The organism is Streptomyces sp. H27-H1, from assembly GCF_026627445.1.
GTDB lineage: Bacteria > Actinomycetota > Actinomycetes > Streptomycetales > Streptomycetaceae > Streptomyces.
In genome coordinates this window covers 1-12,649 of the sequence record NZ_JAPNLJ010000090.1, presented here as the reverse complement: position 1 = coordinate 12,649, position 12,649 = coordinate 1, and the positions used below count along the sequence as shown (strand labels likewise).

Genomic DNA, 12,649 nt, shown 5'->3' with positions numbered 1-12,649 from the left:
GGCGTACAGCCACTCCGTTCGCGGCAGACCCCGAGAAATCACAGAACGTGACAACTACGTGATCGCCCAGGGCCTGTGCCTGTTTCGCCCAAGGCTCCCCACCGCGCCTATCTGCGCGACCTCTTAGTGGCCACATTAGGTAAATCGGCGGACGGATTGCCTACCAAAGACCCGGTGGCGTCTGGAGAGAAGGCCCCGTCTCAGCCGAGGGTGAGCCGTACCTCGTGGCGGTCGGCCCGGTAGGTCTCCCGGCTGTCGGCGCACGGGATCCCGACGGAGTCGAGCGCCAGCCGCCGCGTGTTCAGCACGGGCGAGGGGCCGCTCAGGCCGAGCAGCCGCTTCTGTTCGGCATCGGCGAGGGCCGCGCGGGCCGTGTAGCGGGCGCCGACGGGTACGTGGCCGGCGGCGGCCAGCAGGCCGAAGAGGGAAGCGGTGGTGAAGTCCGCCCCGGCGACGGCCGGGGCCACGGCGAGCGGGACGAGGTCGTGCGAGACGCAGACGGGCAGGCCGTCCAGGAACCGCACCCGGCGCAGCTCGAACAGCTCGGCCTTGGTGGCGATCTGGAGCCGCTCGGCTTCTTCCGAGGCGGCCGGGCGGGTACGGGCGCCCAGGACGCGGGCGGTGACCGCCCGCCCCAGGCTCCGGTTCAGGCCGGCGAAGCCGGTCAGGGCCGCGGTGTCCGTCGAGTGGCTGAAGCCGACCCGCCGCACCCGCCAGCCGCGCCGCTCGGAGGATTCGACCAGCCCTTCCTCGCCGAGTTCCTTGAGGGTGCGGCGCAGGGTGGAGCGGCTGATGCCGAGTTGCTCGCAGAGGTACCGCTCGGAGGGCAGCCGCTGCTCCGGGGCGAGGGCGCCGGCCGCGATGGCGTGCGCGAGGGCCTGCTTGGCCAGGACGTACGGCGGCTGGGCTCCGTCGGGCACCACGGGGCGGAAGTCCGGCTCTACGGGCATGGTGCCTCCCACTCCGCCGGGCCCGACGCGGGCCCGGGAGAGGCCCCCGGGCCGCCTGGCGCGGTGACCGGAAAGGTTCACCGTCTCGCGGCGCCCGGCACGGCACCTCGCGGCCACAGCACCAGCGGACCGGACGACCCCATTTCCGTCTGGTGTCGCTTTGGTACACCCGAAGAACCGCGCGGGGGACACCCGCCACGCCGGACACCCGCGATCCGGTGCCCCGGCCGGGCCGGGCCGGGCCGGGCATCACGCCCGGCCGGCCGGTGTCGCGTTCGACGCCGGGCCTACGCCTCGGTCTCGGCGTCGCCCGTGCCGCGGTGGCCGAGGCCGGTCCGCTCGGTGGTGGGGATACGGCCCAGCCGGCCGGCCTGGAAGTCGTCGAACGCCTGCTGCAGCTCGTGCTTGCTGTTCATCACGAACGGCCCGTAGTGCGCCATCGGCTCCCGGATCGGCTGTCCGCCGAGCAGGACGATCTCCAGCGCGGGGGCGTTGGAGTCCTGGCCCTCGTCGGCGCGCAGGGTCAGCGACCCGCCCTCGCCGAAGACCACGGTCTGCCCGGTGTGGACCGGCCGCCGGTCCTCGCCGACCGTGCCGCGCCCGGCCAGTACGTACGCCAGGGCGTTGAAGTCCTCGCGCCAGGGGAGGGTGATCTTCGCGCCGGGTGCGACCGTCGCGTGGATCATCGTGATCGGGGTGTGGGTGATGCCGGGGCCCTGGTGGCCGTCCAGCTCACCGGCGATGACGCGGAGCAGGGCGCCGCCGTCCGGGGTGGAGAGCAGCTGGACCTGGCCGCCGCCGATGTCCTGGTAGCGCGGGGGCATCATCTTGTCGGAGGCGGGGAGGTTCACCCACAGCTGGAGGCCGTGGAAGAGCCCGCCGGACAGGACGAGGGACTCCGGCGGGGCCTCGATGTGCAGGAGGCCCGAGCCGGCGGTCATCCACTGGGTGTCGCCGCCGTTGATGACTCCGCCGCCGCCGTTGCTGTCCTGGTGGACGAAGGTTCCGTCGATCAGGTAGGTGACGGTCTCGAAGCCGCGGTGCGGGTGCCAGGGGGTGCCCTTGGGCTCGCCCGGCGCGTACTCCACCTCGCCCATCTGGTCCATCATGATGAACGGGTCGAGGTACTGGTAGTTGATCCCGGCGAACGCACGGCGCACCGGGAATCCCTCGCCCTCGAAGCCACCCGGGGCGGTCGTGACGGCCAGCACCTTGCGGGCGATCGTCTCCTGGGCGGGCTCCACGACGCGCGGGAGCGTCAACGGGTTCTCCACAGTCACTGCAGGCATGGTCGGAACCTCCTTCTGGCGTCGAGTTTAGTTGAAACCCGAACTTTCTGCCACCCGCCAGAACAGCGTGCACCCCGTCGGCATTCCCGCACCCGCACGACCCCGGATCACGGCTCGTTCCGGGACGGCCGGGGGCGTACGTACACCCCCGCGCGCGCCGCGGCCGCCGCGGCCGCCGCGGCCCGGTCGGCGGTGGCCTCGTCCAGCGGGACGGCCGTGGTCAGCAAGCGGTAGTAGAGGGGGGCGGACACCGCGCGGATCACCTCGAGGGGGTCCGTGTCCGCGGGCACCTCACCACGGGCCGCCGCCTGCTCGACGCAGGGCGCCCACTCCTCGACCCGTACGGCATAGAAGCCGTGCAGGGCCTCCGCCGCCTTGGGGTCACAGGTGGCGGCCGCGATCACCGCCTTGAACAGGGCCCCCTGCCGGGGATCGGCCAGCGTCCGCCGCACCAGGCGGGCGTTGGCCGTCAGGTCCCCGAGCAGCGAGCCGGTCTCCGTACGCGGTACCGACTGCTGCGCCATGTCCAGCAGAAGATCGGCCACGAGCCCGGTGGCCGTGCCCCAGCGGCGGTAGACGGTCGTCTTGCCGACCTCCGCGCGCCGCGCGACGTCGGCCAGGTCCAGCCGGGCGAAACCCTCCTCGGCCAGCACGTCTCCGGCGGCCAGCAGCACGGCGGCCCGCACCCGCGCGGTCCGCCCACCGGGGCGCACGGCGCCCGGTTCGACGCCGGACTCGACCCCTGCTTCCAACTCCGGCTCCGGCTCTGACTCGGGCTCTGGCTCCGAGAACTCCATAACGGGACTCCTGTTCCATTAGTAGCCACGGGTTGCTACGGTGGGAATATCTTAACGGAACCACAGACCCATTAGATGGTTCCGTAGCCGAGAAGGGGACACCTCATGGAATACAGGCGGCTGGGTACCTCAGGGCTTCAGGTGCCGGCGCTGAGTTTCGGCGCCGGCACCTTCGGCGGACAGGGACCGCTCTTCGGCGCCTGGGGCACCACCGACGTGCAGGAGGCCCGCCGCCTCGTGGACATCTGCCTCGACGCCGGCCTCACCATGTTCGACACCGCCGACGTCTACTCCGCCGGCGCCTCGGAGGAGGTGCTCGGGGCCGCCCTCAAGGGCCGCCGCGACCGGGTGCTCGTCTCCACCAAGGCCGGCCTGCCCATGGGCGACGGCCCGGCCGACGCGGGCACCTCCCGGTCCCGGCTGATCACCTCCGTCGACGCCGCCCTGCGCCGACTCGACACCGACTACATCGACCTCTTCCAGCTGCACGCCTTCGACGCCGCCAGCCCCGTCGAGGAGGTCCTGTCCACCCTGGACGACCTGGTCCGGGCCGGGAAGATCCGCTACCTCGGCGTCTCCAACTTCTCCGGCTGGCAGGCGATGAAGTCCCTCGCCGCCGCCGACCGCCGCGGCCGGGAACGCTACGTCGCCCACCAGGTCTACTACTCCCTCATCGGCCGCGACTACGAATGGGAGCTGATGCCGCTCGGGCTCGACCAGGGACTGGGCGCGATCGTCTGGAGCCCGCTCGGCTGGGGCCGGCTCACCGGCAAGATCCGCCGTGGCCGCCCGCTGTCCGCCGGCAGCAGGCTGCACGACACCGCCGACTACGGCCCGCCCGTGGAGGACGAGCACCTCTACCGCGTGGTCGACGCCCTCGACGAGATCGCCCGGGAGACCGGCAAGGCCGTCCCGCAGATCGCCCTGCGGTGGCTGCTCCAGCGGCCGACCGTGTCCTCCGTCATCATCGGCGCCCGCAACGAGGAGCAACTGCGCCAGAACCTCGGCGCCGTGGGCTGGACGCTCGCCCCCGAACAGATGGCCAAACTCGACGCGGCGAGCCACCGTCCGGCCCCGTACCCCTACTTCCCGTACGAGCGCCAGGAGGGCTTCGCCCGGCTCAGCCCGCCCGCCGTCCCCGGGCCGGGCGCCTGAACCCGGTGCGCGGCGGAAGCGGCCCCGGAGGGAATCCCCCCGGGGCCGCGAGCACTGCCGTGCCGTGGAATCAGGTGTTGCAGGCCGGGTTGGCGTCGCGGCACAGGTGGGCCGTCGCGGCCTGGGCCGGAGCCGCGGCCATGGCGCCCACGCCCATCGCCAGGGCCGTCACCGCCAGCGCGGCGGCCGCCTTCGTGCGCAGCCGGACACGCGTGGTCGAAGCCTTACGAGTACGAGTCATCGCTGTCTCCTCAGGTCGCGATCCCGGATCGGGATCGAGTGCGGTTGCGGGGCCGAAGGGCCTACGGCTCGATCGAGACCGAGTTGTACGGGGTCATGTTGAGCACCACCGACTGTCCCGGCCACACCCCGTCACAGTCGGTGCCGTTGGTGTTCTGGCAAAGCCAGATCTTCCAGTTCTCGGTCTGACTGTTCACGATCAGGTGGCGGCCCTCGTAGCCGTAGATCTTGTAAACGCCTTTGATTTTCCACAGCTGGCGGATACCGCTGGACTCGGTCTCGCCCCAGTAGATGCAGGCGTAGTAGGTCGGGCAGGTGGTCGCTGCGTGCGCCGGCGATGCCGCCAGGACCCCCGTACCCAGCGCCATCACCCCCGTGGCCGCCACTGCCGCGAGCTTCGTGCGTAAGGACGTACCTGCCATCACGGTCCCCTGTCAGTAGGAGCGGGATTCCCCCCGCAGCACTGATATTCGGGACTCGCGGGCGGCGCCGCGATCCTTTCGGGCTCCGCCGAACAGTCCGCTCAGCGACCGCTGTGCAGCAGGTCCACGCCCAGCGGGGTCGCGGAATGCAGGACCGCCTTGCCGTCGCGGGCCGTGGTGATCAGGCCGGCCGCGCGCAGGGTGCGGGTGTGCTCCGAGACCGACGGGAGGCTGATGTCGAGGTCGCGGGCCAGCTCGGACGTGGTGCGCTGCTCGATCAGCAACTGGAGCACGGCCGCCCTCGTCCGCCCGAGCAGCGCGTCGAGCGCGCCTTCCGCCCGCTCCGGGGACACCAGCGGGAGGGGGGTCAGCGCCGGGTAGAGGAGTACGTAGCTCCCGTCCGGCTGGTCGACCAGCAGCGGGCGGCCCGTCCAGAACGGCGAGGGCATCAGCACCAGCCCGCGCCCGCCGAGCCGGACCTCGTAGTCCGGTGGCCGCCCCACCTCGAAGACGAGGCCCGACCAGTCGGCCGCCGGATGGGTGCTGGCCAGGCAGGCCTTGATCCCGTGGGCGGCCAGCAGCCGGGTCCGCCAGGCGACGTCCGCCTGGAAGGACTGCCGGATGCGCGGCCAGTGCGGGGCTATCAGCACCTCGTACGCGGACCGGATCGCGGAATCGAGCTGTTCCCCGGCCTCCCGGTCCTGGCCCCACAGGGAGCGCAGCCAGGTCGGTGAGCCCGGCGCGCGGGCGGCCGCGCGGGCCAGTCCCTCCGGGGTGAGGAAGGGCACCCGGTCCCGGATGACGGAAAGGCCCTCTTCCAGGCTGCGCGTGTACGGCTCCACGAACTGCGGGTTGTCGCCGTCGGGGCGCAGCAGGTCGAAGAGCGGGCGCACCCGCCCCGGCAGCTCCCGCGCGGCAAGGCTGCGCCAGCGGCCGAAAATCGCCTGCTCATCCGTGCGCTGAGCGGCTACGAGCGCGAGAGCCAGCTCCACCAGGGGCAGCGGCTCGCTCGCGAAGGTGACGTTGAAGAGGTCCTCGGCCTGGAAGTGCACCCGCAGCATGTCCGCCCCCGACCCGGCGAGGTATCTAGCCGTACATGCGGCGCATGGCGAAGTCGACCATCTGCTCGACGGCCTTCGCGTCGAAGACCATCCGGTGGTCGCCCTCCATGTCGAGGACGAAGCCGTAGCCGGTGGGCAGCAGGTCGATCACTTCGGCGCCGGTGATCACGAAGTACTTGGACTCCTTGCCGGCGTACCGGCGCAGCTCCTTGAGCGTGGTGAACATCGGGATGACCGGCTGCTGCGTGTTGTGCAGCGCCAGAAAACCCGGGGTGTCGCCGCGCGGGCAGTAGACCTTCGAGGAGGCGAAGATCTGCTGGAAGTCCTCGGCGGACAGCGACCCGGTCGTGAAGGCGCGTACCGCGTCCGCGAGGGAGGGCGGAGACGGCTCCGGGTACAGCGGCTGCTGAGGCTGCTGCGCGTAGCCCTGCTGGGGCTGCTGCGGCGCGTAGCCCTGCTGGGCGCCCGGGTTCTGGTCGTAGCCGTACATGGGGCGAAGCCTACCGAGACGGCTGGCCCCCGGGACGACGAGTTCCGGTCAGTGGGACTTCAGCCCTGTGATGAACCCGGCCCATGCGGTGGCGGAGAGTACGAGGACTGGCCCGTCCTCGACCTTGGAATCCCGGACGGGGACGAGGCCGGGGATTCCGTCAGCGACCTCGACGCAGAGCCCCTCCGGGGCGGTGCTGTAGCTGCTCGTGCGCCAGCTGACGGCGCTCAAGTCGTCGTGCATGGTTGCCATTTGCGAAATCCTCTGCAGCGTCTTCAATCATCTTCAGAGACGTCTTGGGCGGCAGCGCCGCCGCCCGGAGACGGTTGTACGCCTGCTGGTACTGCTCCACGATGCCCGGATCGTCGATGAGCTGGCCGCTGTACATGCCCTCCGTGTACATGACCGGCGGCTCATCACCGAACGTCATGAGCAAGGTCGATCCCATCATGAAAGGGTGCGCCCCGGCGTTCCACGGAAGGATCTGTGGAACGTAGTGGCGGCGATGCGCAACAGCGGCGATGTGCTCCAGCTGCTCTGCCATGACCTGGTCCGAGACGACCGGATTCCGAAGGATCGACTCATCCAGGACGACCCACGACGCCGGCCCCTCAGGCTCCTCGAATACCCATGTGCGGGTACGCCGTGAGGCGACCTTCCTCGCGACCTCCGCCTCGCCGTCCTTGGGGTTGAAGGTATGGATCATTTCCCGGATGTACGGCTCCAGCTGGAGAGGCCCGGGGAGGAGCATGGGGCTCCATTCCTGGATGTCCCGCGCTCGCGTCTCCATATCGAAGGCGTCCTGGAAGTACGGCGCGACGAGGTTCGTCCGTGCCTTGCGTACGTCCTCGCAACGCCGCGCAAAGAACCCGTCCGTCCGCAGAACCCGGTCGATGTGCGCCGCTAGGTCCAACGGCATCCGGCGATGTCCTCGCTCGATCTCGCTCAGATAGCTGACCCCGTAGAAGCTGCCCGCGATGGCCTGTTGGAGCGTGAGCCCGGCATCCTCCCGTTTCCAGCGCAGCTCCTTCCCGTAGAACGCCGGAACGCTCGCCGAGCCGTCAATGTCCTTACGTGCGACCACAATCGGCCCGCCTTCCACACTTCGCGCTGTGGACTCGAAACCCTTCCCACGCTACGCCGCCCCACGCCAGCCTGTGAGGAGTTCGTCACAGACAGTCCGCGACCGGAAGGGTCCACCCATGAGCGACCACCCGCACGACCACGAGGCCACAGCGGCCCTCAACCGACTCCGCGAAGCATTGGCCGCACACGGGATCACCCTCCCTTCCCTCGACCTGCACCTCCTCTCCTACGCCGGGCGCTACGACTCCCCGCCCCTGATCTCCCTCGGCAACTGCAACCCCGCCACCGCGCACCGGCTGGCCACCGCCCTGGCGGCGAAGTGAACGACCTCATGCTCCGGCTGCTCGCCACCCCGGGGGCCGTCCCCCTGGCCCGCCGCGCGGTGCGGGAGCACCTGGGGGCCGGGGCGTCCTACGACGCCGAGCTCTGCGTGAGCGAGCTGCTCACCAACGTCCTCACCCACCTGGGCGAAGGCACTCCCGTCACGCTGCGGATCACCGGAAGGGCAGCCCGTACGCGGGTCGAGCTCACCGATCCCGACCCGCGCGCATGGCCCGTACCGCGGTGTGCGGCGGGGGCCGAGGAGTCCGGGCGGGGTCTAGCCCTGCTCGACGCGCTGGCGCTGAAATGGGGTGTGGCCCGGGGTCCCGGCAGCAAGACCGTTTGGTGCGAGCTGGAACTTGACCCTGGTCACAGTCGGGACGGAAGGGTTGCCCTTATTACCGGCGGGTAGCATCATTACGTTACCGATTGGTATGCACGAGGAACCACTCTCACCGAGCCTTAACGGAGCCGTCGCCATGGGGCACTACAAGTCGAATCTCCGCGACATCGAGTTCAACCTCTTCGAGGTGCTCGGGCGCGACAAGCTGTACGGCACCGGACCGTTCGGTGAGATGGACACCGAGACGGCCAAGACCATCCTCAGCGAGATCGCCAAGCTCTCCGAGAACGAGCTGGCCGAATCCTTCGAGGACGCCGACCGCAACCCGCCGGTCTTCGACCCGGCCACCAACACCGCGCCCGTCCCGGCGTCCTTCAAGAAGAGCTACAAGGCCTTCATGGACTCCGAGTACTGGCGGCTCGGCCTGCCCGAGGAGATCGGCGGCACCACCTCGCCCCGCTCCCTGATCTGGGCCTTCGCCGAGACGATCCTGGGTGCGAACCCGGCCGTATGGATGTACTCCTCCGGCCCGGCCTTCGCCGGCGTCCTCTTCGAAGAGGGCAACGAGGCGCAGAAGAAGATCGCCGAGATAGCGGTCGACAAGCGCTGGGGCTCCACCATGGTCCTCACCGAGCCGGACGCCGGCTCGGACGTCGGCGCCGGCCGCACCAAGGCGGTCCAGCAGGACGACGGCTCCTGGCACATCGAGGGCGTCAAGCGCTTCATCACGTCCGGTGAGCACGACATGGAGGAGAACATCCTCCACTACGTCCTCGCGCGCCCCGAGGGCCACGGCCCGGGCACCAAGGGCCTGTCCCTCTTCCTGGTCCCGAAGTTCCACTTCGACTGGGAGACCGGCGAGCTGGGCGAGCGCAACGGCGTCTACGCCACGAACGTCGAGCACAAGATGGGCCTCAAGGCCTCCAACACGTGCGAGATGACCTTCGGCGACCAGCACCCCGCCAAGGGCTGGCTGATCGGTGACAAGCACGACGGCATCCGCCAGATGTTCATGATCATCGAGTTCGCCCGCATGATGGTCGGCACGAAGGCCATCGCGACGCTCTCCACCGGCTACCTCAACGCGCTGGAGTACGCCAAGGAGCGCGTGCAGGGCCCGGACCTGGCCAACTTCATGGACAAGACGGCCCCCAAGGTCACCATCACGCACCACCCCGACGTGCGCCGCTCGCTCATGACGCAGAAGGCGTACGCCGAGGGCATGCGCGCCCTGGTGCTGTACACCGCCTCCGTCCAGGACGAGATCCAGATCAAGCAGGCCGCGGGCGAGGACAGCTCCTCCCTCGTCGGCCTCAACGACCTGCTCCTGCCGATCGTGAAGGGCTACGGCTCCGAGAAGTCCTACGAGCAGCTCAGCCAGTCGCTCCAGACCTTCGGCGGCTCCGGTTACCTGCAGGAATACCCGATCGAGCAGTACATCCGCGACGCGAAGATCGACACCCTCTACGAGGGCACCACGGCCATCCAGGGCCAGGACTTCTTCTTCCGGAAGATCGTCCGCGACCAGGGCGCCGCCCTGAACGTCCTCACCGAGACGGTCAAGAAGTTCCTGGCCGAGGGCGAGGGCGGCGAGGACCTGGCGCCGGCCCGCGACGCGCTCGCCAAGGCCGCCGTGGACCTGGAGGCCATCGTCGGCCAGATGGTCGTCGACCTCACCGCCACCGGCGAGGACGTCAAGAACATCTACAAGGTCGGCCAGAACACCACCCGCCTGCTGATGGCCTCCGGTGACGTGGTCGTCGGCTACCTGCTCCTCAAGGGCGCGGCCGTGGCCGCCGAGAAGCTGCCGGCCGCCTCCGCCAAGGACGTGCCGTTCTACACCGGCAAGATCGCGGCGGCGAAGTTCTTCGCCTCCCAGATCCTGCCCGGCGTCTCGGTCGCCCGCGCGCTCGCCGAGACCGTCGACAACACCCTGATGGAGCTCGACGAGGCCGCCTTCTAGGCCCCGTCCACTCCTCCCCGAGCTGTACGCGGTGTACGTACACGCCAACGGCCGGGTCCTGCGCAAGCGGACCCGGCCGTCGGCGTGCGTACGGCCCGGCGCGCAGGCGGCCGCAGCGGCCCCCGCCCGGCCCCCGTACCGCCCGTGGGCTGCGCGGTTCCCGGGATGTCGGTGCTTCGTGGGACGCTCGTGGGTATGAGTCCACAGGAGCAGCAGCGCGGCAGCAGGGGGTACTCGGTCCCGACCGGGCGGCCCTATGCCCTGAAGGAGCTGCAGTCCGCCGTGGGCAGCCTCGGGGACCACCTCAAGGAGCTCTACGAGGGCGCCCACCCCACCGAGTACGAATCGGTGGCCGACGCCCTCTACACCGCCTTCCAGACCGCCGCCGGGCTCGCGCCCGCCAAGAGCTACACCGGCTGCCCGGAGCACCCCAACGGCGCCCTCGACCCCGAGGCGCCCGACGGCTGGGGCCGCTGCCTGATCTGCAACGACCGGCGCCGCCTCGGACTGCGCGCCCAGGGCGCCCGGGCGGCCTCCGCCGCCCCGCCCGCCGGGGAGCAGCGCCGGCTCGGGTACCCCGTGCCCGAACCCCCGTACAACCTCCAGGCCCTGCACGGCTGCCTGCGCACGGTCGAGGAGCGGCGCTTCCACCTGAGCCTGTCCTCACCCCCCGAGGACTTCGTCGCGATGGCCGACGACCTGCACCGCGCTTTCATCGTGGCCCGTGAGCTGTCCCGGCCGCGCAACGCCTCCGGATGCTCCGAGCACCCGGGCGCCCCCATCGATCCCGACGCCCCACCCGGTGAGGCCTGTATCTTCTGCGCCGGACGCAAGAGGCGCGCGCAGCGCTCCGCGCAGACCCCGGAGATGCTCCCGCGCATCCGCCGGGGCGAGCGCAGACAGCTGCAGCGCCGCTTCGACCGTCCGCCGGGCTGACACGCCGGGGGCCCGGGCCACACCCCCGCGGCCCCTCCCTCCGGCCATCCGCCGCAGTCCGGCCATGACGAACACGACCGTCGTTAAGGTGAACAACATGAGCTCTCCCGCCGCCCGCTTCGACCGCGGCCACACCGACGATCTGATGACCTTCCTGGCGGCGAGTCCGTCGCAGTACCACGCCGTGGCCAACGCGGCCGAGCGGCTGGAGAAGGCCGGATTCAGGCAGTTGGCGGAAACGGACGCCTGGGACGCGAGCACGGGGGGCAAGTTCGTACTCCGCGGCGGCGCGATCATCGCCTGGTACGTACCCGAAGGCGCGGCCGCGCACACCCCGTTCCGGATCGTCGGCGCGCACACCGACTCCCCCAACCTCCGGGTCAAGCCGCTGCCCGACACCGGCACGCAGGGCTGGCGGCAGATCGCCGTGGAGATCTACGGCGGCACCCTGCTCAACACCTGGCTCGACCGCGACCTGGGCCTGGCCGGGCGGCTGACCCTGCACGACGGCACCGAACGGCTCGTGAACATCGACCGGGCGCTGATGCGCGTACCCCAACTCGCCGTGCACCTGGACCGGTCGGTGAACAGCGACGGGCTCAAGCTGGACAAGCAGCGGCACATGCAGCCGATCTGGGGCCTGGGCGACGTGCAGGAGGGCGACCTGATCGCCTTCCTGGAGGACGAGGAAGGACTCGACCGCGGCTCCGTCGCGGGCTGGGACCTGATGGTCCATTCGATCGAGCCGCCCGCCTACCTGGGCCGCGACCGCGAACTGCTGGCCGGCCCGCGCATGGACAACCTGCTGTCGGTCCACGCGGGCGTAGCCGCCCTGGCGGCGGCCTCGGCCGCCGAGAACCTCAACTACATCCCGGTCCTGGCCGCCTTCGACCACGAGGAGAACGGCTCCCAGTCGGACACCGGCGCGGACGGACCGCTGCTGGGCAACGTGCTGGAACGTTCGGTCTTCTCGCGCGGCGGCTCCTACGAGGACCGCGCGCGGGCCTTCGCCGGCGCGATCTGCCTCTCCTCGGACACCGGCCACGCCGTGCACCCCAACTACGCGGAGCGGCACGACCCCTCGCACCACCCGCGCGCCAACGGCGGACCGATCCTGAAGGTCAACGTCAACCAGCGCTACGCGACGGACGGCAGCGGCCGCGCGGTCTTCGTGAACGCCTGCGAGCGGGCCGGCGTGCCGTGGCAGACCTTCGTCTCCAACAACTCGATGCCGTGCGGAACGACGATCGGCCCGATCACCGCCGCCCGCCACGGCATCCAGACCGTGGACATCGGCGTGGCCATCCTCTCGATGCACAGCGCCCGCGAACTGTGCGGCGCGGACGACCCGTACCTCCTGGCGAACACGATGCTGGCGTTCCTGGTGAGCTGACGCCCCGTCGCACCCGTACGTACCGACTGTGCCCGCCGGGGGAACTCCCCGGCGGGCACAGTCGTGTCGAGGTTCCGGGTCAGACACCCCATGTCGTTTGGTGTCAAGCGGGGTGGGGGTGGGCGTGGTGGGACCAGGCGGTTGCTTCGTCGTAGTGGGTGCGGGTTTTGAGGCAGCCGTGGAGGATGCCGACGAGTCGGTTG

15 protein-coding genes are annotated in these 12,649 nt (G+C 70.5%); 6 read left to right on the top strand and 9 right to left on the bottom strand.

The window, feature by feature from the left end; genetic code table 11:
- Window positions 1-200: 200 nt before the first annotated feature.
- The 3 genes from OTB20_RS40740 to OTB20_RS40730 form a co-directional block, all read right to left on the bottom strand.
- Window positions 201-950, bottom strand: coding sequence for a GntR family transcriptional regulator (locus tag OTB20_RS40740; RefSeq protein ID WP_267824962.1), 750 nt, complete (start codon window positions 948-950; stop codon window positions 201-203).
- A gap of 287 nt (window positions 951-1,237) precedes the next feature.
- Window positions 1,238-2,239 (bottom strand): pirin family protein, encoded by a 1,002-nt coding sequence (locus OTB20_RS40735; protein WP_267824961.1) that lies wholly within the window; start codon window positions 2,237-2,239, stop codon window positions 1,238-1,240.
- A gap of 107 nt (window positions 2,240-2,346) precedes the next feature.
- On the bottom strand, window positions 2,347-3,036 hold the full coding sequence (locus OTB20_RS40730; RefSeq protein ID WP_267824960.1) for a TetR/AcrR family transcriptional regulator: 690 nt from the start codon (window positions 3,034-3,036) through the stop codon (window positions 2,347-2,349).
- A gap of 105 nt (window positions 3,037-3,141) precedes the next feature.
- On the opposite strand from OTB20_RS40730, the gene OTB20_RS40725 reads away from it, so the two are divergent.
- Complete coding sequence (locus OTB20_RS40725) at window positions 3,142-4,191, top strand: aldo/keto reductase (RefSeq protein ID WP_267824959.1); 1,050 nt, start codon at window positions 3,142-3,144, stop codon at window positions 4,189-4,191.
- Between the two features lie 70 nt (window positions 4,192-4,261).
- Here OTB20_RS40725 and OTB20_RS40720 read toward each other — a convergent pair whose 3' ends face one another.
- The 6 genes from OTB20_RS40720 to OTB20_RS40695 form a co-directional block, all read right to left on the bottom strand.
- Window positions 4,262-4,432, bottom strand: coding sequence for a hypothetical protein (locus OTB20_RS40720; RefSeq protein ID WP_267824958.1), 171 nt, complete (start codon window positions 4,430-4,432; stop codon window positions 4,262-4,264).
- Between the two features lie 61 nt (window positions 4,433-4,493).
- Entirely contained in the window at window positions 4,494-4,853 is a 360-nt protein-coding gene (locus OTB20_RS40715; RefSeq protein WP_267824957.1) for a hypothetical protein, read from the bottom strand.
- Between the two features lie 101 nt (window positions 4,854-4,954).
- A complete protein-coding gene (locus OTB20_RS40710) occupies window positions 4,955-5,914 on the bottom strand; it encodes an ArsR/SmtB family transcription factor (RefSeq protein ID WP_267824956.1) in 960 nt (319 codons plus the stop codon).
- Window positions 5,915-5,939: 25 nt separating this feature from the next.
- Window positions 5,940-6,404 (bottom strand): SseB family protein, encoded by a 465-nt coding sequence (locus OTB20_RS40705; protein ID WP_267824955.1) that lies wholly within the window; start codon window positions 6,402-6,404, stop codon window positions 5,940-5,942.
- A 48-nt stretch (window positions 6,405-6,452) separates the two neighbouring features.
- Window positions 6,453-6,647: a DUF397 domain-containing protein gene (locus OTB20_RS40700; RefSeq protein WP_324290480.1), complete on the bottom strand. Its 195-nt coding sequence runs from the start codon at window positions 6,645-6,647 to the stop codon at window positions 6,453-6,455.
- Window positions 6,565-7,488 (bottom strand): helix-turn-helix domain-containing protein, encoded by a 924-nt coding sequence (locus tag OTB20_RS40695; protein ID WP_267824953.1) that lies wholly within the window; start codon window positions 7,486-7,488, stop codon window positions 6,565-6,567. Before OTB20_RS40695 ends, OTB20_RS40700 begins: the two co-directional genes overlap by 83 nt.
- Window positions 7,489-7,606: 118 nt before the next feature.
- On the opposite strand from OTB20_RS40695, the gene OTB20_RS40690 reads away from it, so the two are divergent.
- From OTB20_RS40690 to OTB20_RS40670, 5 genes are all read left to right on the top strand, one after another.
- Window positions 7,607-7,813, top strand: coding sequence for a hypothetical protein (locus OTB20_RS40690; RefSeq protein WP_267824952.1), 207 nt, complete (start codon window positions 7,607-7,609; stop codon window positions 7,811-7,813).
- Window positions 7,810-8,223: an ATP-binding protein gene (locus OTB20_RS40685; RefSeq protein WP_267824951.1), complete on the top strand. Its 414-nt coding sequence runs from the start codon at window positions 7,810-7,812 to the stop codon at window positions 8,221-8,223. Before OTB20_RS40690 ends, OTB20_RS40685 begins: the two co-directional genes overlap by 4 nt.
- A gap of 67 nt (window positions 8,224-8,290) precedes the next feature.
- Window positions 8,291-10,117 carry an acyl-CoA dehydrogenase gene (locus tag OTB20_RS40680; RefSeq protein ID WP_267824950.1) on the top strand — a complete coding sequence of 609 codons (1,827 nt, stop codon included), beginning with the start codon at window positions 8,291-8,293 and terminating at the stop codon, window positions 10,115-10,117.
- A 195-nt stretch (window positions 10,118-10,312) separates the two neighbouring features.
- Window positions 10,313-11,053 (top strand): hypothetical protein, encoded by a 741-nt coding sequence (locus OTB20_RS40675; RefSeq protein WP_267824949.1) that lies wholly within the window; start codon window positions 10,313-10,315, stop codon window positions 11,051-11,053.
- Window positions 11,054-11,150: 97 nt separating this feature from the next.
- A complete protein-coding gene (locus OTB20_RS40670) occupies window positions 11,151-12,446 on the top strand; it encodes a M18 family aminopeptidase (RefSeq protein ID WP_267824948.1) in 1,296 nt (431 codons plus the stop codon).
- The last annotated feature ends 203 nt before the right edge of the window (window positions 12,447-12,649 follow it).